This window comes from Streptomyces violascens (genome assembly GCF_014649955.1).
Classification (GTDB): domain Bacteria; phylum Actinomycetota; class Actinomycetes; order Streptomycetales; family Streptomycetaceae; genus Streptomyces; species Streptomyces violascens.
In genome coordinates this window covers 13,040-33,947 of record NZ_BMUA01000038.1, presented here as the reverse complement: position 1 = coordinate 33,947, position 20,908 = coordinate 13,040, and the positions used below count along the sequence as shown (strand labels likewise).

The window sequence follows — 20,908 nt, the reverse complement described above, 5'->3', positions numbered from 1 at the left end:
CGCCTCTCAGGAACCCTGGGGCTGGCGGGCCGCCCCGGTGGACAGGCGGGGGCCGGTCGGCAGGAACGTGGACCAGCTGATCGGGATCGGGGCCGGCTCGGACTTGGCGTAGCCGAGCCGCGTCTGGGCCTGCTGGGCCTCCTGGTCGGCCTGCTTGCGCTGATCGGCCGTCAGGCCCGTGGCCGCGTCCCCGTCGGCGCTGTCGCTGTTGGACTGCATCGCGTAGCGCAGCCCCGTGTCGGTCACCAGGAAGACTCCGCCCGCCTTGGTTTCGGAGCCCTGGATCTGGCGGAAGAGCTGGCCGGAGCCGGGCGTCACGTACGCGCTGCTCGAACCGGTGGGCAGCGGCGCCGGGAAGTCGGTGCCGGCCCATGTGCTCATGGTGGTCTCGCCGTTGTCCTTGTTGACGTCACGCAGCACGTTGCACACCGTATTGCGGCTGCCGTTCGCGGTGCCCGCGTCGTTGACGGCCACCGGCATCTGGCGCGGCCAGTTCTTCTTGCCCTCGAACTGGGTGGCCTCGGGCGTGAAGGCGGCGGCGTTGGTCTCGGTCGCGTGGCCGGTGTCCATGAGCTTGCCGAGCTCATGGCTGTTGAGGAGCAGCTTCGCGGTGAAGTCGGAGACCGGCGCGACCTTGCCCTGCTGGACCAGGTAGTACTGGGTGCCCGCGCCGTTGGGCGCCTTGAGGATCATGCCGATCCGGTTGGCCTCGGGGGCCAGGGTGCCGGGCACCGAGGCGGGGCTGCCGATCTTCCCGCCCACCTTGGGGAAGGTGACCGGATCACCCGAACGAAGGGTCTCCAGCCACTCCTTGGACACCCGCTCGGGCTCGCGTCCCGAGCCGACCAGGGCGCGCAGCAGCAGTTCGTCGGAGCCGACCTGGTACTTGGTGCCCTGCGCGTCCACGACGTAGCGGGTCTTGTTGTCGGGCCCCACGACGTACATCAGCTCGCCGCCGGTCAGCCGCTCCGAGCCGTCCGTACGCTTCTTGTCCCGGTCGGCGAAGACGAACGCGGCCTTCTGGATGGCGCGGCCGCCGTCGCCCGGACGCTCGCACACCGCCCAGCGCTTGGCGGACCCGGCCTCCTCGGGGGAGGGCAGCCGGTCGGGTGCGTACGGGATGCCGAGGGTGGCGCCGTGCGGCAGGGAGCCCTTGTCCAGGACGGACTCGTCCACGTTGACGACCTGGCCCTTGTCCGGGTCGAGCAGGAGCTTGGCGGACGCCATGTTGAGGACCGGGTGCAGCTCCTTCTTGCCGTCGGTGGTCAGCACGACGTAGCGGGTCGTGGACTTGCTGGCGATGATCACCTTCTCACCCGGGGTGTCCCAGCCGGGCGGCGCGGTGGGTTTGAACATCCCCCATGCCCCGAACGCCGCGAGCAGCACCACCGCCATGATGCCGCCCGGCAGCACGGCCCTCAGCGGGCGCGGCGCCCCCTCTTCCGAGCCCGTCGGAGAGGGCTGGATGAACGACGCGAGCGTGCGACGCTTCGCGAAGGTGTACGCGTTGAGCTCGTCCCGGCGTGATGCCATGAGTGTCCGTGTTTCTCCGTTGTCCCCGTGCGGAGCCCCAGGGAGCCCGTCCCCCGCCCGCCGTTGTCAGACCGGCCCCCTACTATGCCTGTTACGTGATCGTACGCCTGGGGCGGGTAGGGTGGACGGGTCCTCAAGGGCCCTACTGGCCAGGGGTTTTCGAGGAGTTCGGGGGGTTCAGGGATGGTTTCGTCGACTGGGACGCGGTCGCGCTCCCGTGAACGATCCGGTGCGCCGAGCGGTGCGGGCTCCCGCCCCGGAGTGCGTACGGAGCTGTCCCCTCCGGTCCGCCGGGCGGCGGCGCCCGCGGCCGTCGGGCCGGTGACGCCCTACCTCAAGTCCCGTTCCGGACGCTTTGGTTCGTTTCGTCTGCAACAGCTAATCCTGGTCGAGTCGGCTGCCGCCCTGCTGCTCGCCGCGTGGGTCGTCGACACGATGGCGCTGGTGCCCGCCGGCGTCGTCGCGGTGGCCCTCGTGCTGCTCGCGGTGATACGCCGCCGGGGGCGCTCGCTTCCCGAATGGCTGGGCACCGCCTGGGCGCTGAGGGCGCGGCTGAAGCGTGCGAGCAACGCCGTTGTGCCGCCGGGCACGCTGCCGGGACTGGCCCCGGCCGTGGAGTGCGATCCCACGCTGCGCACCTACAGCCACGGCGACCGGGACCAGCGGCCGATCGGGATGATCGGCGACGGCGGCTTCCTCACGGTCGTCCTCCAGGTGGAGTCGGACGCGACGGCGCTGCGGGCCGAGCGGGGTCAACGCCCGCTCCCCCTGGGGCTGGTGCGCGACGCGCTTGAGGTTGACGACATCCGGCTCGAATCGGCGCAGATCGTGCTGCACACCCAGCCGGCGCCCGCGCTGCGGCTGCCCCAGCAGTCGGTGGCCGTCACCAACTACGCGCCGCTGCACGCCCAGACCACCTCGCCCGCGGTCCGCATCACCTGGATCGCCCTGAAGCTGAACCCGGAGCTGTGCCCGGAGGCGGTGGCCGCGCGGGGCGGCGGCCTGGAGGGCGCGCAGAAGTGCGCGGCACGCACCGCGCTGCACCTGGCGAGCCGGCTGACCGGGGCGGGCCTGAACACCACGGTCCTGACCGAGGAGGAGCTGGCGGACGCCGTGGCCACCTCGGCCTGTGCCAACCCGCTGGTGACCGCGCAGGCGGGCCGCACGGAGACGCCCCAGCGGCGCACCGAGGAGTCGGCCCGTTCCTGGCGCTGCGACAACCGCCGCCACACCACGTACTGGGTGCGGCGCTGGCCGAGGATCGACGCGGGGTCCGGGACCGGCGGGCTGCCGCAGCTCGTGGCGCTGCTTACCGCGGTTCCCGCGCTCGCGACCACCTTCAGCCTCACCATTGCCCCTGTCGGCGCCCAGGAGAGCAGCATCAGCGGCCATCTCCGGGTGACGGGCCGCAGCGAGGCCGAACTGACCACGGCCCGCCAGGCGTTGGAGCGCTCCGCGCGCGAGGCGAAGGCCCAGATCGTGCCGCTGGACCACGAGCAGCTGCCGGGCATGCTCGCCACCCTGCCGTTCGGAGGCGCCCGCTGATGGCCACCACGACTTCGGGCCCGCGCCGCGAGCCGCGCACCGGCTTCGGCCTCATCGGCCCGCGGCACCGCCGTCACACCCTGTCCACCGGGCAGTTGGACACCCTGGCACTGCCCATCGGGGACGACGGCGTGGTCGTCGGGGTGGATGCCGGGGGCCGGCCCGCGGTGCTCGGGGTGAGCAGGCCGACCGCGTACGACATCGTGCTCATCGGCGGGTTGTGGACGGCGCAGGTGCTCGCGCTGCGGGCGGCCGCGACGGGCATACGGGTCGCGGTGGAGACCGGCCGGCCGCAGGCCTGGGCACAGCTGGTGCACGCGATCGCCAGCCAGAGCGGCATGACCGTGCACGACGTGGGCCGGGTGCCGCCACTGGGCGCCTCGGCCGGTGAACCGGTGCTCGTGGTGCGGGACTGCGGGATGCGTCCGCCGCGCGGCCGTGTGGTGTCGGCGCCCTGGCAGGCGGTGCTCACGCTGCTCCCCTACGTCAGCCCGGTCGCACCGCGGCTGATCCGGCAGGCGCGGCTCGTCGGTGTGCAGCGGGTCTCGCCGGACGAGGCCGCGCAGATAGGGCGCATCATGAACCTGCCGCGGACGGAACAGGAAGGTCTCTCGACGCTTGCCGACGGAGTCACGCTCTGGTGCAACGAGCGCGACCGCTCCTTCGCGATGACACAGGCGACGGACACCGAGACCGGATTGTTGGGGAGCGCCCGACGCGTCGACTGAACAACGGGGCAGTGGCGAAAGTTGACCTGATCTGACCGATTCGCCCTGCACACTCCGCCCCTGGCCGATCACTTCGACGTCACTCGTGAGGCGAGGGTGACGAAAGGGACAGGCGATCGGGGCGACCGGGCCTGCCCCGGCGGTATTGACGACGATTAGGGTGGGACGGACCGGGGGCAGGGACTCCACGGCGAGGTTGCGTCGTCCGTACGTTCCGGATGCCGCGGCGCTCGCGGCGGACAGGGGCGGGCGACCGCGCACGACCGCGCGCCCACCGCACAGGGGCTGCCCCATCCCGGCCCGCACATGCCAATGAACCCCACGGCCTACACCCGGTCACAGGCGAACGAAAGGAAACCGGTGAACAGCGACCAGGACCAGTTCCGCACCGGCGGGAACGCGCGCGACGAGAATCGGTCCGACGCCGATCCCGAGACCACGGGTGAGTTCACCATCGACTACACCCCGCCCGCCTGGTACACCCAGGGCGCGCAGGACACCCCGGCCGCCCCGGCTCCGGCCCCGCCCGCACCCCCGGCCGGTGAGCAGAACGGCGGCCCCGGGGTTCCGCCGCCCCCGCCGCACGGCCAGCCCCTCAACATGCCCGGGCTGCCACAGTCCGGCGGCTTCCAGCCGAACTGGAGCCCCACGCCGCCGCCCCCGGGCCCGGCCCCGGCCCCGGCACCCAGCGCATCGGCCACACCTCCGCCCGCACCTCCGGCGCCCGCGCCCGCCCGCCCCACCGACGAGGGCCAGGCCTTCGGCGGCGGCGACATCGAGAGCGGCGCGACGATGCGGTTCTCGCCCTCCGCGCTGAAGCGGGAGTTCGAGCAGCTCGAAGCGGCGGCGGCCGCGGCGCGCGGCGAGTCCGCGGCGCCGCCGGTGCAGGATGCGGCACAGGGTACGGCTTCTGACGAACCGTCAGTCGCAGCCCCGGCCGCCGACGCGGAAGCGCCCTCCTCGACGGAGGGCGCCGAGAGCGAGGCGGTCGACGCGACGGCCGTCCGGCGCGCCGACGAGGCAGCCCCCGAGGCCGCCGACACCGCTGACACCCCGGAGGCTCTGGACTCCACGGACCCGGCGGACTCGGCCGACTCCGACGAATCCAGCGGATCCGCCGATGCCTCCGGCTCCGACGCAGGCTCCGACGCCAACTCCGCCGACAAGCACTTCGGCGGTACGTCGGTGACGTCGGCCAGTGCCGAGGAAGCTCCCGAGGCCGCCGAGGCACCCGGGATCCCGCCCGGCGAGGAGGCCGCCTCCGCGCCCCAGGACGCCGAGTCGACCGGTACCGCGTCGGCATCCGCTCCCGCACCCACGCCCGTCGACGCCGCTCCGGCCGACGCCGTCCCCGCAGCCGAATCGGCTCCCAGCACCGCGCCCCCCGAGCCCGCCCAGCCCGGACCCGTTCCGGCCGCGCACCCCTCGCCCTTCGCGGACGCCGCACCCGTGCCGGATGCCGTGCCCGTCGCGGATGCCGAGCCGATCGCCGACGCCGTGCCGTCGGACACCTCCGCCCCGGAGCCCCAGGACGCACCTCCCGCCGACCAGCCCTGGGCCGCGTCCGCAGGTGCGCAGCCCGGGCTGCCTCCGCTGCCGCCCGCGTTCCAGCCCGCCGCACCCACCGCGGCGCCCCAGTGGCCGGTCCAGCCGCAGCCGATGCCGGGCCCGTTCCCGGATCCGGCCGCGCAGGCCGCGCAGGCTCCCGCGTGGCCCCAGCAGCCGCAGCCGCCCCAGCCGCAGAACGGCTACGGCTTCCCCCAGCAGGGTCAGCAGCCCCCGCAAGGCCCCACTCCGTCTGCCCCCAACTCTCCTGTTCCGCAAGGAAGTTACGGCTTCCCGCACCAGGGAGCCGCGCCGAGCGAGCCCCCGGCCCCGCAGGGTGGCTACGGATTCCCGCACCAGGGCGCCGCCCCGAGCGACGCCCCGAACGCCCCCGCCCAGCAGGGCGGCTACGGCTTCCCCCAGCAGGGAGCCAACCCGCCGGCCGCGCCGAACCTGCCCGCCCCGCAGGCTCCCGCGCCCTTCGGCGCACCCAACTCCCCTGATCAGCAAGGCGGTTACGGGTTCCCGCACCCCGCCGCCACCCCTCCGGCCGCACCGCAGGCCCAGCCCCTGCCGCAACCGCTGCCGAACCCCGCCCAAGGCGGCTTCCCCCAGCAGGCGCAGCCCTTCGCGCAGGACCCGGCCAACCCGCAGGCCCAGCCCGCACCCCCCGTCGACCCGCGGGCCGGTGCCGCCTGGCCCTCGCCGGTGACGCACGACCAGCGGGAGCGGTCCATGCCCGGGGCTCCCCTCGGGTACACCGCCGCCGTCGAGCTCTCCTCCGACCGGCTTCTTCGCAACAACAAGCCGAAGGCGAAGAGCAGCCGCGGCCCGGCCGGCGGGGCCTCGCGCTTCAAACCCGGCGCCAAGAAGGAAGAGGCGGCGCGGCAGCACAAGCTCAACCTCATCCGCACGCCGGTCCTGTCCTGCTACCGGATCGCGGTCATCTCGCTCAAGGGCGGCGTCGGCAAGACGACCACGACGACCGCGCTCGGCGCGACCCTGGCCACCGAGCGGCAGGACAAGATCCTGGCGATCGACGCCAACCCGGACGCCGGCACGCTCGGCCGCCGGGTGCGCCGCGAGACCGGGGCCACCATCCGCGACCTGGTCCAGGCGATCCCGTACCTCAACTCGTACATGGACATCCGCCGGTTCACCTCGCAGGCGCCGTCCGGGCTCGAAATCATCGCGAACGACGTCGACCCGGCCGTGTCCACGACGTTCAACGACGAGGACTACCGGCGCGCGATCGACGTCCTTGGCAAGCAGTACCCGATCATCCTGACCGACTCGGGTACGGGCCTGCTGTACTCCGCGATGCGCGGCGTGCTCGACCTCGCCGACCAGTTGATCATCATCTCGACGCCGTCCGTGGACGGTGCGTCCAGCGCCTCGACCACGCTCGACTGGCTCTCGGCGCACGGCTACGCCGAGCTCGTGCAGCGTTCGATCACCGTCATCTCCGGCGTCCGCGAGACCGGCAAGATGATCAAGGTGGACGACATCGTGCAGCACTTCCAGACCCGCTGCCGCGGGGTGGTCGTGGTGCCGTTCGACGAGCACCTGTCGGCGGGCGCCGAGGTGGACCTCGACATGATGCGGCCCAAGACCCGGGAGGCGTACTTCAACCTCTCGGCGCTGGTGGCCGAGGACTTCGTACGGGCACAGCAGCAGCAAGGGCTGTGGACGGGCGACGGCCTCAACCCGCCGCCCGTCCAGGCCCCGCCGATGCCGGGTCAGCAGGGCGCCCCCGCCCAGCCGTTCCCCGGCCAGGCCCCGCCGCAGCCCGGTCAGCCCTACCCCGGCCAGCCGCACCCGGGGCAGCCCTACCCGGCGCAGGGTCAGCCCGCCCCCGGGCAGCCCTACCCGAACCAGGCGCAACCTCAGGCCCAGCCGCAGCCCGGCCAGCCGTTCCCGAACCAGGCACAGCCCTTCCCGGCTCAGCCACAGCCCGGTCAGCCCTTCCCGGGGCAGCCGTACGGGGGTCAGCCCGGCCAGCCGGGTCAGCTCCCGCCTGCCCAGCCCGGGCCGCCCGCCCAGTGGCCCGGCCAGGAGGGTGGCGGACACGCTCCGCAGCCGCCGTCAGCCCCTCAGCAGTAAGGCGTCAGAGGACTGGACCAATGAGGGCCCGCACCGTTCCAACGGTGCGGGCCCTTTGGCGTTTTCGCAGACCAAATGGCCTGCGATGCGCCGTTGACACGTCTAGACCACCGCTGGTAGACCTGCGCCCACACCGGCCGCCACCTCCTGTTCAACCGGCGCTCTCCCTGCGATCAGCCCTGCTTTTCCGTGCGAGTGATGACGCGAGGTCACCGTCCCATGGCAAGAACAGTTCCATCGCGCAAGACCCTGCGACCGACCGGGCCCCGCCGCCCGCTGGCCATAGGAGCCGCCGCCCTGGCGCTGACGGCCTCGGCCGCACTCCCCGCCCAGGGCGCGGCGGCCGACGACGCCAAGGGCGGCGAGAAGGTCCTCACCGTCGCCGTCTCCCAGAGCGTCGACTCCCTGAGCCCCTTCCTCGCCCAGCGGCTGATCAGCACCAGCGTGCACCGCCTGATGTACGAGTACCTGACGAACTACGACGCCAAGGACGGCCACGCGATCCCGGGACTGGCCACCGCCTGGAAGACGTCGCCGGACAAGCTGACGTGGACGTACACGATCCGCAAGGACTCGAAGTGGTCGGACGGGCAGCAGGTCACGGCGGGCGACGCGGCCTGGACGTTCAACAAGATGATGACCGACAGGGGCGCGGCGACCGCCAACGGCAGCTACGTCGCGAACTTCAGGAAGGTCAGCGCCCCCGACCCGGCGACGCTCGTCGTCGAACTGAAGCAGCCCCAGGCCACGATGACCGCGCTGGACGTCCCGATCGTGCCCCAGCACGTGTGGGAGAAGGTCGGCGACTTCACCAAGTTCAACAACGACAAGCAGTTCCCCGTCGTCGGCAACGGGCCGTTCGTCCTGACCGACTACAAGGTCGACCAGTACATCAAGCTGAAGCCGAACAAGAGCTTCTGGCGGGGGGCGCCCAAGTTCGACGAGCTGGTCTTCAAGTACTACAAGGACAATGACGCGGCGGTCGCGGCGCTCCGCAAGGGCGAGGTGTCCTTCGTCTCCAACCTGACGCCCGCACAGGCGAGTTCACTGAGTTCGACGCCGGACATCAAGGTCAACGACGCCCCCGGCAGGCGCTTCTTCGCGCTCGCCACCAACCCCGGCGCGCAGTCCAAGGACGGCCAGAAGTTCGGCAACGGCAACCCGGCGGTGCTCGACCCGGCGGTGCGCCGGGCGCTGTTCGCGGCCGTCGACCGCAAGACGCTCGTGGACAAGGTGTTCCAGGGCCACGCCGTCGAAGGCGAGGGCTACATCCCGCCCCGGTTCGCCGACTACTTCTGGAAGCCGGCCCCGGACCAGAAGATCGCGTACGACCCGGCGAAGGCGGCCTCGCTGCTCGACGAGGCGGGCTACAAGACCGGTGCCGACGGGAAGCGGCTCGGCAAGGACGGCAAGCCGCTCGGCCTGCGGCTGCTCTGCCACGCCATCGACCCCAACGACAAGGCGGTCAGCAAGTACCTCCAGGAGTGGTGGGGCAAGCTCGGCATCGGCCTGACGGTGGACTGCGTCGACAACGTCACCGACCCGTGGACGGCCGGCGAGTACGACCTGGCCCTGGACGGCTACTCGGTCAGCCCCGACCCGGACTACGTCCTGTCCATCCACACCTGCGCCGCGCTGCCCGCGACCCCCAAGGCGACCGGCCAGACCGACAACTTCGTCTGCGACAAGCAGTTCGACGAGCTGTACGCGAAGCAGTTGGCCGAGTACGACACCGCCAAGCGGGCGGACCTGATCAAACAGATGGAGTCGCGGCTGTACGACACCGGGTACATCAACGTCATGGCGTACCCCAACGCGGTCGAGGCGTACCGCACCGACCAGATCGCGTCGATCACGACGATGCCCGAGGCCGCGGGCAACATCTACGGCCAGGACGGCTACTGGAGCTGGTGGTCGGCGGTTCCCGCGGCCGGCTCGTCGGCGAAGTCGGGCAGCGGCTCCTCGGCGGTCGTCGTCCTCGGCATCGTCGCGGGCGTGATCGTGCTCGCCGGCATCGGCTCCTTCCTCGTCCTTCGCCGCCGCGCCGGCGCCGACGACCGCGAGTAGGCCATGACGACAGCGAGTTCGGCCGACACCCCCGCGGTGGTCGCCGAGGCGCGCACCGAGCCGCGCGGCCGCCGCTTCGCGGCCGCGGGCCCGGTGCTCACCTATCTGCGCTATGTGGGCGGCAAGCTGGCGGGGGCGGTGGTCTCGCTGTTCGCCGTCCTCGTCACCAGCTTCTTCCTGTTCCGGATCATCCCCGGTGACCCGGTCCGCACGATGACCCACGGCCGCCAGGTCTCCGTCGAGCAACTCGCCGCACTGCGCGGCCAGTTCGGGCTCGACCTGCCGATGTGGCAGCAGTTCACGGACTACTGCGGCAAGGCGCTGACCGGGGACCTGGGCACCTCGTACCAGTTCCACGCGCCGGTCGGCTCGCTCATCGCCGAGAAGCTCCCGGCGACGCTGCTCCTGACCGGTACGGCCGTCGTGATCTACTCGGCGCTCGGCATCTGGCTGGGCACCCGCTCGGCCTGGCGCCGCGGCGGGCTCGGCGACCGCTTCAACACGGGGCTCGCGCTGACGCTGTGGTCGGTGCCCTCGTTCTGGCTGGGGCTGCTGCTCATCATCGCGTTCTCGGTGGGCGCGGGCCCGGTCCCGGGCCTGTTCCCGACCGGCGGCATGGAGTCGGGCGACACGACGGGCTTCGGTCACGTCCTGGACGTGGCGCACCACATGGTGCTGCCGGTGCTGACCCTGGTCGCGGTGCAGTACGCGCAGACCCTGCTCGTCATGCGGTCCTCGCTGATCGACGAGATGGGCGGCGACTACCTGACGACGGCGCGCGCGAAGGGCCTGCGCGACGACGCGGTGCGCCGCCACCACGCGGTGCCGAACGCCCTGCTGCCCACGGTCACGATGCTGTTCATCAATCTGGGCCATGTGGCGGCCGGTTCGATCCTGGTGGAGACGGTGTTCTCGTGGCCGGGCCTGGGCGGGCTCTTCTACCAGGCGCTGAGTGTGCCCGATCTCCCGCTGGTGCAGGGCCTGTTCGTGGTCTTCGCCGGCGCGATGATCCTGATGAACCTGCTGGCCGACCTGCTCTATCCGCTTCTCGATCCCAGGGTGGGGCGATGACGACGACCACGTACGAGCCGGGCCGCCCGATGCCGACGACCGCGTACGCGAACGGGGCGGCCCGATGACCACGACCACCGTCCCCGACAAGGCGGGCTCGCTCGCCTGGGCCCGCCGCCGCGACTCGCTCGCCCGCTTCTGGCGCTCCTACCGCACCCACCGGGCCGGCCTGTACGGGCTCGCGGGCCTCGCCGTCATCGCGCTGATCGCGCTCACCGCGCCCCTCACCGTCGGCGAGGACGTCCAGAGCGTGACCAGCGCGCCCGGCACCGCCCTGGAGTCGCCGAGCGGTCAATTCCCGCTCGGCACCGACCAGTTCGGCCGTTCCCTGCTCGGCCTGCTGATCTGGGGTGCCCGGATCTCGCTCGCGGTCGGGCTGCTCGCCGCCGCGCTGAGCGTGGCGATCGGCACGCTGGTCGGGATCCTCGCCGGGCACTACGGCGGCTGGCTCTCCACGGCCCTGATGCGGATCACCGACTGGTTCCTGGTGATGCCGACGCTGGTCCTCGCGATCGTCCTGGCGACGGTCATGTCGCACAGCCTCTGGACGGTGATCCTGGCCATCGGCGTGACGTCCTGGCCGACGACGGCGCGGCTCGTGCGGGCGCAGACCATCGCGGTCGAGTCGCGCCCGTACATCGAACGGGCCCGCGCGCTCGGCGGCGGCCACGGCCACATCATGTCGCGGCACGTGCTGCCGAACGTGATGCCGCTGGTCCTCGCGCAGACCACCCTGGGCATCTCCAACGCCATCCTGACCGAGGCCACCCTCGCGTTCCTCGGCCTCGGTGACCCGACGGTGGTGTCCTGGGGCGGGATGCTCCAGGACGCCCGCGAGGCGGGCGCGGTCTCCTCCGGGCACTGGTGGTATCTCGCCCCGCCCGGCATCGCGATCGCCCTGGTCGCGCTCTCCTTCACGCTGTGCGGCCGCGCCGTCGAGGCCGTCCTGAACCCGAAGCTGGGAGCCCGATGAGCCTCCTTGAGATCAGGGACCTGTACGTCACGTACGGGACCGGCGCAGCCGCCGTACGCGGGGTCGACCTGACCATCGCGCCCGGCCAGAAGCTAGGCATCGCGGGCGAGTCGGGGTGCGGGAAGTCGACCCTGGCGATGGCGCTGCTGAGGCTGCTGCCCTCGTCGGCCAGGCTGACGGGGTCGGTGCTGCTCGACGGCGAGGACGTCCTCACCATGAAGTGGGGGCGGCTGCGGGCGGTGCGCTGGGCGGGCGCGTCCATCGTGTTCCAGGGGGCGATGCACTCGCTGAATGCGGTGCACCGCATCGGCGACCAGATCGCCGAGCCGATCCTGCTGCACGGCCTCGCCACCCCGGCCGGGGCCCGCGCCCGGGTCGGCGAACTCCTCGAACAGGTCGGCCTGCCCGCCGCCCGCGCGGACGCCCACCCGCACGAACTGTCCGGCGGCCAGCGCCAGCGCGTGATGATCGCGATGGCTCTGGCCTGCGCGCCGGACCTGATCGTCGCGGACGAGCCGACGACCGCCCTCGATGTGATGATCCAGGCCCAGATCCTGCGGCTGATCGAGCGGCTCGTCGCCGACCAGGGCATCAGCCTGCTGATGATCAGCCACGATCTGGCGGTCCTCGCCGACACCTGCGACCGGCTCGCGGTGATGTACGCGGGCCGCATCGTCGAGGAGGGCCCGGCGCGCGCGGTCCACGCGGCGGCCCGGCACCCGTACGGCCAGGCGCTGTCAGCCGCCTTCCCCCGCATCGGCGACCCCGCTTCGCGCCGGGCGCCCCGGGGCCTGCCGGGCGATCCGCCCGACCCGTCCGCGCTGCCGGCGGGCTGCGCCTTCCATCCACGCTGCCCGGTCGCGATCGACGTCTGCGCCTTCGACGACCAGCCGCTGCGCGACGCGGGCCCGGACCACCGGGCGGCCTGTGTGCACGCCGGGACCCTGTCGAGGAGCACCGCATGACCACCACCACGGCCCCCCTCCTCAGCGCCGCCGGCCTGCGCGTCACCTTCCCCGGGCGGCGCGGCGCCCCGCCCGCCCGGGCGGTCGACGGCGTGGAACTCACCGTCGGCGCGGGCGAGATCGTCGCCCTGGTCGGCGAGTCGGGCTGCGGCAAGACGACGCTCGCCCGCACCCTGCTCGGCCTTCTCACCCCGACCGCCGGCACGGTCGCCTTCGACGGCAGCCCGCTCGGCCACCACGCCCGCGCACTCAAGGCGTACCGCAAGCGCGTCCAGCTGGTCCTCCAGGACCCGAGCGGCTCGCTCAACCCCCGGCACACGGTGTACGACGCGGTCGCCGAGGGCCTGCGCATCCACGGCTCCCCGGACGACGAGCGGGAGTTGGTGGCCCGGGCGCTGTCCCGGGCGGGTCTGCGGCCGCCCGAGCGGTTCTTCCTGCGCTACCCGCACGAGCTGTCCGGCGGCCAGCGCCAGCGCGTGGTGATCGCGGGCGCGCTCGTCCTGGACCCCGAACTGATCGTCGCCGACGAGCCGGTGGCCTCCCTCGACGCCTCCGTACGCGGCGAGATCCTGGCGCTGCTGCTTCGCCTGCGGGACGAGCTCGGCCTGTCCGCGCTCGTCGTGACCCACGACCTGGGCCTCGCCTGGAACATCGCGGACCGGGTGGCGGTGATGTACCTGGGCCGCATCGTGGAGACCGGTCCGGTCGAGGACGTCCTGACGAACCCTCAACACCCTTACACCCAGGCCCTGTTGTCGGTCCTGCCGGAGTCCCCCGGCGACCCGGTGGTGCTCACCGGCGAGCCCCCGGACCCGTCCCGCATCCCGCCCGGCTGCCGCTTCCACGCCCGCTGCCAGGTGCTCGCCTCGGGCGAGGCGGACCGGGCGGGCGTGGCGGACCGCTGCCGCACCGAGGACCTGCCGGTCCTGGCGGGCGGCACGGCGCCGCAGGTCGCCTGCCACTGGGCCGCGGCGGTCAGGCCTGGTTGAGGGCCTTGCGGGCGCCTGCTTCGGAGGGGAGCTCGCGAAGGCTGGCCATGGCGAGGAGCATGCCCAGGACCCACGCGAATACCGGCGCCATGAAGGGCAGCAGGAGCAGCGCGGGCAGCCGGCCCGCGCTGGCCAGGCCCGGCGCCCGACGCTGTGCGCTGTCGTGGCTGCGCCAGGTCTCCGCGGGGCTTGCGGCCCTCGCCTTGGCCTCTCGCGCCTTGCGGCGATAGTAGGCCCAGCCCCAACCTGCGGCACCGGTGGAGGCGACCGCCTGAAGGGTGTAGCTGATGTGCCGCCAGCCATCGCTCAGCCCACCGACGGTACTGAGGAACATGTTCAGCGTCACCCCGAACATCAGGCCCGTCACGATCAGCAGGAACACGACGAACGAGGTGCGGCGCAGCCAGTAGGAGGGGCCCCGGCGGTACCAAGTGGTGCCCACGATGGGGAGTTTCGCGGGGCCCGCGCCCTCAGAAGAGACCCTTGAACCCATTCCACGCCTTCTTCCCCAGACCCGCCGCGTCGTCGCCGAGCCGCTTCAGGTCGTCTCCGGTGTTGGAGAGCACGTTGCCGCTGCCGTGCCAGATGCCGCCCAGGACGCCGTGGTCGTGGATGTCCTCGCTCCAGTGCTCGTGGAAGCCCTCGTCGAGCAGGTCGGTCGCCCCGATGACGACCGCGCCGCCGACCCCGGCGACCACGGCCACCGGCACGGTGATCTCCGCGCTCGCGGCCAGCGCCACGCCGCCCGCCGTGGCGGCCGCGCCGACGGCGAGTCCGCCGAGCGCGGCGCCTCCGTCGACCACCACGGAGTGCGTCCACGACCACCCCTTCTCGTGGTCGTCCTTGGCTTCGAGGAGCCCGCAGGCGGCGGCCGCCGCGACGTCGACCACCGGGATCTCCTTCAGGAACTCCGGAAGGCTCTCCAGGCTCTTGCCGGCCCGCAGGGTGTCCGCCACGTCCGCGATCTTGGTGTTGAGGACGTGGTCGTAGGGGAGCTTCGAACTGCCGTGTTCACCGCGGGCGATGTCCGTCTCCAGGCTGTCGAGCTTGCTCAGCGCGTCCTTGTACGCGACGCGGGCCTCGGCGTCCTTGGGGAGGGTCCTGCCCTCCTTCTGCCACGCCTTGCGTTCGGCGCGCAGATCCTTCTTCGCGTCGTCGGCCTGCTTCTTCGCGTCGTCGAGCGCGTCGGCGGCGTCGTGGCCCTTGACCCGGGTCCGCTCGGAGTCGTACGCGTAAAGCCCGCGCAGATAGTCCGCGACGGTGATCTTGTCGCCGGGCGAGACCGCCGCGCTGGTGTCGTCCGCGTAGAGCTTCTGAAGGGCCTCCGCCGCGTCCAGGCGGGCCTGCTGGGCGGTGTGCAGGATCTCGTTGCGTACGGTGCCGTAGTCGTTGAGGGCCTTGATGGCCTTCTTCTCGGCATCGCTCTGGTTGGACGGCGTATTGGTCATCAACTCGCCCGGTACGCCCATGGGATGCATCGGCACCCCGGCCCGCACCGCGACGTCCTCCGCGTTCTGGAGCGCGGCCTCCGCCTGGCCGAGGTGGTCGGCGAGGTCGGTGAGGATCTGGCCCGCCGCCTGGACCAGTGCGGCGAAGGCGCCCGCCGTCATGGAGTCCTCGGTCCACTTGGCCCGGAACGACTCCGCCGACTCGCCCTGCCAACCGGTGTCCTTCGCGAGCGCGTCGACGCTCGTGCTCAGCGGCTTCACGATGGATTCGAGATCGGTCCTGGCCTTCTTGTAGGCCTCCCCCATGGCGCGAAGCCCGCCGATGTCGCCGCCGACCCAGCTGTCCGTCATGTGCGGTCCTTCATCAGGTCGTCGAACAGGCCGTGTACGTCGATGTCGTGGCGCGCCATCGAGTCGTGCGCGTACTTCACCTTGTCGCCGCGGTCGTCCAGGCGGTCCGACAGCTTGTCGTGCAGGCCCGCTATCAGGTCGGCCACCGCCTTGATCGCCGCGTCGCATCCGGCGTCCCCGGAGCCGGCGATCGCCGGCTTCACGTTCTGGTGCATCTTGCGGTAGTTGTCGGCCTCCTTGTGGAAGGTGCCCGCCATCGTGTTCAGGTCCGCCAGGACCAGCTTCAGGTCCACGCTCATCGGGTGCCCTCCTGGCCGCCGTACGCCCGTTCCAGATCCTCGGCCCGCCATCTGCGGCCGCCGGGGTCGATCACCGGGTCGAGCCGCACCTTGGGCAGACCGGCCCGCTGCATCGCCTCGGCGAACGGGCCGAGCGAGACCGCTACCCAGGGCTGGGCCGGTCCGAGCGCCTCGACGAGTCCGCGCAGGCCGGTGAACGCGACCGGGACGGGCGGCCCCGAGGGGCCCTTGAAGAGTTCGTAGTCGACGTGGGGCGCGGCTCCGCCGCCGGGATAGCGCGGATGGGCCGGGATGAACACCGGGGTGTGGTACGGCGGTACGCCTTGCTGCGCGCCCTGCGCCGGCACGTCGCCGACCAGGCCGAGGAGGCGGGACACGGGCTTCTCGCCCACGCGTTTCCCCCTTGCGGGATATGGCTGAATCGCCGTTCAACCTACGCGCAGCGCAGCGCCCCTTGTACGCCAAAAACCGCCCATACCCCGCGCTCGATACGCAGTCGATGCGAGGACTTGGACGGTTTCAGGCCACTGCTTGACCAGGGTTTGACCGGATCAAGTGGCGTCGGCCGAAAGGAGGTCAGTCCCGCCGGGACTCGTACGCCTCGATCAGCTCGGTGGACCGCTTCACGTCGTTGCCGATCGCTTCCAGCAGGTCCTCGATGGAGTCGAACTTGGCCATGCCCCGCACATAGGCGAGGAAGTCGACGGCCACGTGCAGCCCGTACAGGTCGAGGCCGACGCGGTCGATGGCGTACGCCTCGACCGTGCGCTCGGTGCCGTCGAACTGCGGGTTGGTGCCCACCGAGATCGCCGCGGGCATCCGCTCGCCGTCGGCCGTCAGCCAGCCCGCGTACACCCCGTCCGCGGGGATCGCGGTGTGCGGCAGCGTCTCGACGTTCGCGGTCGGGTAGCCGAGCTCGCGGCCGCGCTGGGCGCCGCGCACGACGACGCCCTCGACGCGGTGCGGGCGGCCGAGGATCTCGGCGGCGCCCTCGATGTCGCCCTCGGTGACCAGGCGGCGGGTCAGGGTGGAGGAGAACGGCTCGCCGCCGCCCGCCTCGCCGCGCACGCGCAGGTCGATGACCTCGACCTCGTAGTCGTAGGTGCGGCCGAGCTCGGCCAGGACCTCGACGTTGCCCGCGGCCTTGTGGCCGAAGCGGAAGTTCGGGCCTTCGACGACCAGCTTGGCGTGCAGCTTGTCGACCAGGACCTTCACCACGAAGTCGGCAGCCGAGAGCTTCGAGAACTCGCTGGTGAAGGGAAGGATGAGGACCGCGTCCACACCCAGGTGCGCCATCAGTTCGGCACGGCGGTGGTGCGGGGCGAGCAGCGGCGGGTGGCTGCCGGGGCGCACGACCTCGCTGGGGTGCGGGTCGAAGGTGACGACGACGGACAGCACGCCGAGCTCGCGGGCGCGCTCCACGGCCCGCCCGATGATCAGCTGGTGTCCGCGGTGCACCCCGTCGTAGGAGCCGATGGTGACGACGCTGCGTCCCCAGTCCTGGGGGATGTCCTCCAAGCCACGCCAGCGCTGCACTGTGACCGCTCCTCGAACCCGTGTACGTCGTTGACCCTTACGCGTTATGCAGGTCTAAGACTGCCATGCCCGGCGGCCCGGGATCGCATCGGCATGGGAGAGCCCAGCGTCTCCACCGCCCGGCGGGCGCTCGGACCGACCACCGCGGCCCACTCGTGCGGCGCCTGCAGGAGCCATCCGGCGACCTGCGCGGCGAAGCCCGGGACCTCCTGGCACAGCTCGACCAGGCGCCGGTCGAAACAGGCCGCGCCCTCGGGCGTCCGGACGAAAAGGAGCCCGGTGCGGTGCACGAGGTCGCGGGTGCGCGCCTCGGCCCGCTCCGCCGAACCCCTCGCCGCGGCGTCGAGCAGCGCGTCAAGGACGGTCGGGTCCCGGGGTTCGTACCGCTCGAATTCGAGGAGCGCGTCGAGCAGCTCGGAGCGCAGCGGGCGCGAGGACCGGGTGCCGGGGGCCGCGAGGACGGGGGCGAGCGCGCGCCGGACGGGGTGGGCGCAGCCGCGCAGCAGGCTGGTGACCATGGGGAAGAGCACCGCGCGGGCGGCGGGGCCGTATTCGAGGCGCCGGTCCACGAAGTCCGCCGCGTGCCCGGCCGCCTCGGGGTGGCGCTCGACGTGGTCCTGGACCAGGGCCGCGGCCCGCCGGGCCAGGGCCGGGGTGTTGATCTCCGCGAGCGCGTCGAGGACGTCGGCCGCCCCGGCCCCGGGCTCGTGCAGCCGCGCCTGGAAGGCGGCGAGGACGGGCTCGGGGTGGGTGGTGAGGGCGGCGGCGAGCGCGGAGGCGGGGAACCTGGGGTCGCCCGCTGTGTACACGGCGAGCGCCTCGTCGAGGTAGCGCCCGCGGGTCAGCGGATCGCGGACCAGCAGGGCGAGGGCGGCGCCGTGCAGCGCGGTGTCCGCCGGGCGCGCGAGCAGGGCGAGAGCCGCGTAGCGGAGCAGCTCGCGGTCGGCGGCGGTGCGGATGCCGAGGGCAACGCGCGGCCCGTAGGTGGCGGCCGCGGCGCGCCGCTCCGGCCGGTCGTCGTGGGCCCAGCGGTCCACGGCCCGGCAGAGCGCGGACGGCTCGTCCTCGGCGAGCTGGGTGAGGAGTTCCCCGGCGCGGGCATGGACGGTCGCCACGAGCGCCTCGGTGAGGTCGTCGACGGCCAGCGCCCGCCGCGCGTACAGCAGGGCCTGTGCCGCCCGCGCGACGGTGGGCCGCACCTCGGTCCCGGGCGCCACCGGCAGCGGCCGCTCGTCGGTGAACCAGCGGCAGAGCAGCGGCTGTACGGTCCTGGGCTCGACGGCGAGCCGCCGGTCGACCGCGTCCAGGTAGCGCTCCCATCCGGGCGAAGCCCCCGGCACTCCGTCGGCGGGCACCAGGCGGCGCAGCAGTTCGAGCCGCCGGTCGTCGCTGAGCCGCAGCCGCATCCAGAACCAGGGCCCGAACTCACCGAGCGCGCCCAGGTTCGCGGGTCCCCCTTCGCGTACGGAGCGGCGGCTGATCCGGTCCGCGAGCAGGCGCAGCACCTCCTGGTAGGGGCGTACGTCCGGAACCCTCAGCAGCGTCTCGGTGAGAAGGCGGACCGCCCACCACTGGGCGTCCGCGAACCGGGCGTGGCCCGCACCGGCCGCCGGGGTGCGGTCCAGGGCGTCCACCAACCCCTTGAGTTTCAGGGCGAGTTGAGTGGAGCCCTGCTGGCTGCCGAGCAGCAGCATGGCCTCCAGGACGGGCCCGATGCGGTGCCGGGGCACCGGCAGGGGGCGCCCGGCGGGGGTGGGCCCCGAGCCCGGCGGGGGCGGCACGTGGCCGTGCGGCACGGCGCTGATGGCGGGGCGCGAGGGGAGGCGTACGACGGTCTGCGGGTCGCTCTCGTCGTACCAGCGGTGCACCAGCGCGTAGAGGGCCGCGTCCAGGTCGAGGTGGGCCGCCTGCACCCAGTCGGCGAGCTCCTCGTGCGCGAAGCGGTAGCCGGCCCCGGCAGGCACGAGCAGGCCTTCGGTGAGCACCGCGGAGGCCGATCCCGTACGCCACGGGAAGATCTCCTCGAACGACTCCCGGTCCAGCTCGCCCTGGCCGGGGCCGAGGCAGCGCCGGGCCGCCTCGTGCGCCTGCCCGGCGACGCGGGCCGCGAGCCTGCGCACCTCGCTGCCGCGCACCGGCGGGCGGGCCGAGGCCGCGACGCGCACCGCGATCCGCAGGCACATCAGGTCCAGGTGCGCGGAGAAGACCTCCTCGCGGTCCGGCCTTCCCTCGACCTCGCCGGGCAGGGCCGCCCGCACCTCGGCCAGCAGCCGCAGCGTGAGCGGGTGGCGGGCGTCGCGCTCGGCGAGCGCGCCTTCGGGGACGCCGTACTGCTCGCGGGCCCGCGCGGCCTCCTTGCACCCGAGGTCACCGATGCGCACGGCGTCCGGCAGGCGGGGCAGCGGGGCCGGGTGCAGAGCACCCTCGGGGTAGTGCGCACCGGCCTGCTCCCAGTGCTCGGGCCGGCAGGCGACGACCATGCGCACCCCGGCCGCCCCGAGCCAGTCCACGGTCCCGGCGGTCCATTCGGCCAGCCGGTGGGCGAGCACGGGCGACATCTCCTCCGGCCCGTCGAGCAGCACGAGCAGGGGCCGTCCGGCCTCGCGGGCCAGCCGTGCCACGCGGTCGGGGGTGGCCGCCTCCTGGCCCTCCTGCGGGGAGGCGGCGACGATCCGGGCCGCCTGGGCCAGCGCACGGGCGACCGCGTCGGCGACCGAGGCGTCGTCGGCCCACAGGTCGGCGCCGCGCAGCCAGAGCGTGGGCGCGGGCTCGTCGCCGCGCGACCGGCGGCCGGCGAACGCGGCGAGTTCGGTGGTGCGCCCGGTCCCGGGGTCCCCGACGAGCCCCAGCACGAGGGCGTCGCCGGAGGCGAAGGCCCCGAACTCCTTGAGCGTGGACCGCCGTTCGACCGGCTCCTGCCCCATGCCGGGGCCGCCGACGGGGCCGACGGAGAGCGCGGTGAGCTGGAGCGCCCCGGCCAGGTTCAGATCGCGGCCGTAGGCGGGCACGGTGGCGGCGTTGCGCCGCAGCAGCTCGGCGAGCGGTCCGTGCGAGGCGTGCAGCGGCACCGCGAAGCCGGAGGCCTGGTGGGCCGCGTGCAGCGCGGTCCCGACCACGCCGAGGACGGCCCCGGTGACGGTGTCCACCACGGGCCCGCCGCTGGCCTCGCCGCCGAGCCGCATGGCCTCGCTGCCGGCCGTCCCGATCGCCAACTCCAGTACGCCGCCCAGGAGATGGAATCGGTCGGTGGCGGTGTAGGTGACGGGAGAGGTGCCGAGCACGCGTGCTTCGCGCCAACCGTGCGCGGCGACCCGCACATAGGTGCCCGTACGGATGTCGGTGCGCGCGGAGATGGGCAGCGGGCGCGCCCCGAGCCCGTCGGTGCGCACCAGGGCGAGGCCCGCCTCGGGCAGGAAGGTGAGGTCGTCGGCCTCGGCGAGCCAGGTGCGCTCGCCGGGTGCGTGCAGCACCACTCTGGTCAGCCCGTCGACGGCTTCGTGACTGGTGACGACGGTCCCCCGGTCGTCCGCGACGAACCCCGTCCCCCGGGTCCGCCCGGCCAGATCACAGATCCGTACGAGCGTCTCCCCGGCCTCTCCCCCAGCCCCGCGTCCCATGTCCGAAACGGTAGTTCTGGGATGATCCGCCCGAGAAGAATGTCGAGGGAAAGCGCCCCCCTGTGCTCCCGTGGTTCACTCCGAGCGCCTGCTCGTAGGGGTGAATCCTCCAGGCGCGACGGATAGACCCCTTGCGAG

At 73.0% G+C, this 20,908-nt stretch carries 15 protein-coding genes; 8 read left to right on the top strand and 7 right to left on the bottom strand.

Translation table 11 applies throughout. The features are described 5' to 3' along the window. Window positions 1-6: 6 nt before the first annotated feature. A complete protein-coding gene (gene eccB / locus IE206_RS38295) occupies window positions 7-1,533 on the bottom strand; it encodes a type VII secretion protein EccB (RefSeq protein ID WP_189970704.1) in 1,527 nt (508 codons plus the stop codon). Between the two features lie 183 nt (window positions 1,534-1,716). Between eccB and eccE the strand changes: the two genes are divergently transcribed. The 8 genes from eccE to IE206_RS38255 all read left to right on the top strand — a co-directional run bounded on the left by eccE (window position 1,717) and on the right by IE206_RS38255 (window position 13,519). Then, window positions 1,717-3,078 (top strand): type VII secretion protein EccE, encoded by a 1,362-nt coding sequence (gene eccE / locus IE206_RS38290; RefSeq protein WP_189970702.1) that lies wholly within the window; start codon window positions 1,717-1,719, stop codon window positions 3,076-3,078. Continuing rightward, window positions 3,078-3,806, top strand: a complete 729-nt coding sequence (locus IE206_RS38285) for a hypothetical protein (RefSeq protein ID WP_189970700.1) — start codon at window positions 3,078-3,080, stop codon at window positions 3,804-3,806. The genes eccE and IE206_RS38285 overlap by 1 nt, the downstream gene beginning before the upstream one ends. A gap of 360 nt (window positions 3,807-4,166) precedes the next feature. Further along, complete coding sequence (locus tag IE206_RS38280) at window positions 4,167-7,454, top strand: SCO5717 family growth-regulating ATPase (protein WP_189970698.1); 3,288 nt, start codon at window positions 4,167-4,169, stop codon at window positions 7,452-7,454. 219 nt (window positions 7,455-7,673) lie between these two features. Further along, a complete protein-coding gene (locus IE206_RS38275) occupies window positions 7,674-9,521 on the top strand; it encodes an ABC transporter substrate-binding protein (RefSeq protein ID WP_189970696.1) in 1,848 nt (615 codons plus the stop codon). Between the two features lie 3 nt (window positions 9,522-9,524). Then, on the top strand, window positions 9,525-10,592 hold the full coding sequence (locus IE206_RS38270) for an ABC transporter permease (RefSeq protein WP_189970695.1): 1,068 nt from the start codon (window positions 9,525-9,527) through the stop codon (window positions 10,590-10,592). Between the two features lie 64 nt (window positions 10,593-10,656). Further along, entirely contained in the window at window positions 10,657-11,565 is a 909-nt protein-coding gene (locus tag IE206_RS38265) for an ABC transporter permease (protein WP_189970693.1), read from the top strand. Continuing rightward, window positions 11,562-12,530 carry an ABC transporter ATP-binding protein gene (locus IE206_RS38260; protein ID WP_189970691.1) on the top strand — a complete coding sequence of 323 codons (969 nt, stop codon included), beginning with the start codon at window positions 11,562-11,564 and terminating at the stop codon, window positions 12,528-12,530. Before IE206_RS38265 ends, IE206_RS38260 begins: the two co-directional genes overlap by 4 nt. Then, the gene (locus IE206_RS38255; protein ID WP_189970689.1) at window positions 12,527-13,519 is read left to right on the top strand and encodes an oligopeptide/dipeptide ABC transporter ATP-binding protein; all 993 of its coding nucleotides are present in this window, start codon (window positions 12,527-12,529) and stop codon (window positions 13,517-13,519) included. Before IE206_RS38260 ends, IE206_RS38255 begins: the two co-directional genes overlap by 4 nt. On the opposite strand, the gene IE206_RS38250 is transcribed toward IE206_RS38255, so the two are convergent. From IE206_RS38250 to IE206_RS38225, 6 genes are all read right to left on the bottom strand, one after another. Then, window positions 13,506-13,961, bottom strand: coding sequence for a hypothetical protein (locus IE206_RS38250; protein WP_189970687.1), 456 nt, complete (start codon window positions 13,959-13,961; stop codon window positions 13,506-13,508). The genes IE206_RS38255 and IE206_RS38250 overlap by 14 nt on opposite strands. Before the next feature lie 28 nt (window positions 13,962-13,989). Continuing rightward, a complete protein-coding gene (locus IE206_RS38245; RefSeq protein ID WP_189970685.1) occupies window positions 13,990-15,318 on the bottom strand; it encodes a WXG100 family type VII secretion target in 1,329 nt (442 codons plus the stop codon). Continuing rightward, window positions 15,315-15,617: a DUF6317 family protein gene (locus IE206_RS38240; protein WP_189970683.1), complete on the bottom strand. Its 303-nt coding sequence runs from the start codon at window positions 15,615-15,617 to the stop codon at window positions 15,315-15,317. Before IE206_RS38240 ends, IE206_RS38245 begins: the two co-directional genes overlap by 4 nt. Then, window positions 15,614-16,009 carry an SAV_915 family protein gene (locus tag IE206_RS38235; RefSeq protein WP_189970681.1) on the bottom strand — a complete coding sequence of 132 codons (396 nt, stop codon included), beginning with the start codon at window positions 16,007-16,009 and terminating at the stop codon, window positions 15,614-15,616. The genes IE206_RS38240 and IE206_RS38235 overlap by 4 nt, the downstream gene beginning before the upstream one ends. 184 nt (window positions 16,010-16,193) lie before the next feature. Continuing rightward, entirely contained in the window at window positions 16,194-17,153 is a 960-nt protein-coding gene (locus tag IE206_RS38230) for a bifunctional riboflavin kinase/FAD synthetase (protein WP_189970679.1), read from the bottom strand. Between the two features lie 44 nt (window positions 17,154-17,197). Then, the gene (locus IE206_RS38225; protein ID WP_189970677.1) at window positions 17,198-20,770 is read right to left on the bottom strand and encodes a S1 family peptidase; all 3,573 of its coding nucleotides are present in this window, start codon (window positions 20,768-20,770) and stop codon (window positions 17,198-17,200) included. Window positions 20,771-20,908: the final 138 nt, after the last annotated feature.

Excerpts from the sequence above, each read along its gene's own strand:
- IE206_RS38255 (WP_189970689.1), top strand. The coding sequence starts at position 12,527 with ATGACCACCACCACGGCCCCCCTCCTCAGCGCCGCCGGCCTGCGCGTC.
- eccE (WP_189970702.1), top strand. The coding sequence starts at position 1,717 with ATGGTTTCGTCGACTGGGACGCGGTCGCGCTCCCGTGAACGATCCGGT.
- IE206_RS38225 (WP_189970677.1), bottom strand. The coding sequence starts at position 20,770 with ATGGGACGCGGGGCTGGGGGAGAGGCCGGGGAGACGCTCGTACGGATC.
- IE206_RS38245 (WP_189970685.1), bottom strand. The coding sequence starts at position 15,318 with ATGACGGACAGCTGGGTCGGCGGCGACATCGGCGGGCTTCGCGCCATG.
- eccB (WP_189970704.1), bottom strand. The coding sequence starts at position 1,533 with ATGGCATCACGCCGGGACGAGCTCAACGCGTACACCTTCGCGAAGCGT.
- IE206_RS38275 (WP_189970696.1), top strand. The coding sequence starts at position 7,674 with ATGGCAAGAACAGTTCCATCGCGCAAGACCCTGCGACCGACCGGGCCC.
- IE206_RS38260 (WP_189970691.1), top strand. The coding sequence starts at position 11,562 with ATGAGCCTCCTTGAGATCAGGGACCTGTACGTCACGTACGGGACCGGC.
- IE206_RS38265 (WP_189970693.1), top strand. The coding sequence starts at position 10,657 with ATGACCACGACCACCGTCCCCGACAAGGCGGGCTCGCTCGCCTGGGCC.
- IE206_RS38240 (WP_189970683.1), bottom strand. The coding sequence starts at position 15,617 with ATGAGCGTGGACCTGAAGCTGGTCCTGGCGGACCTGAACACGATGGCG.
- IE206_RS38270 (WP_189970695.1), top strand. The coding sequence starts at position 9,525 with ATGACGACAGCGAGTTCGGCCGACACCCCCGCGGTGGTCGCCGAGGCG.
- IE206_RS38285 (WP_189970700.1), top strand. The coding sequence starts at position 3,078 with ATGGCCACCACGACTTCGGGCCCGCGCCGCGAGCCGCGCACCGGCTTC.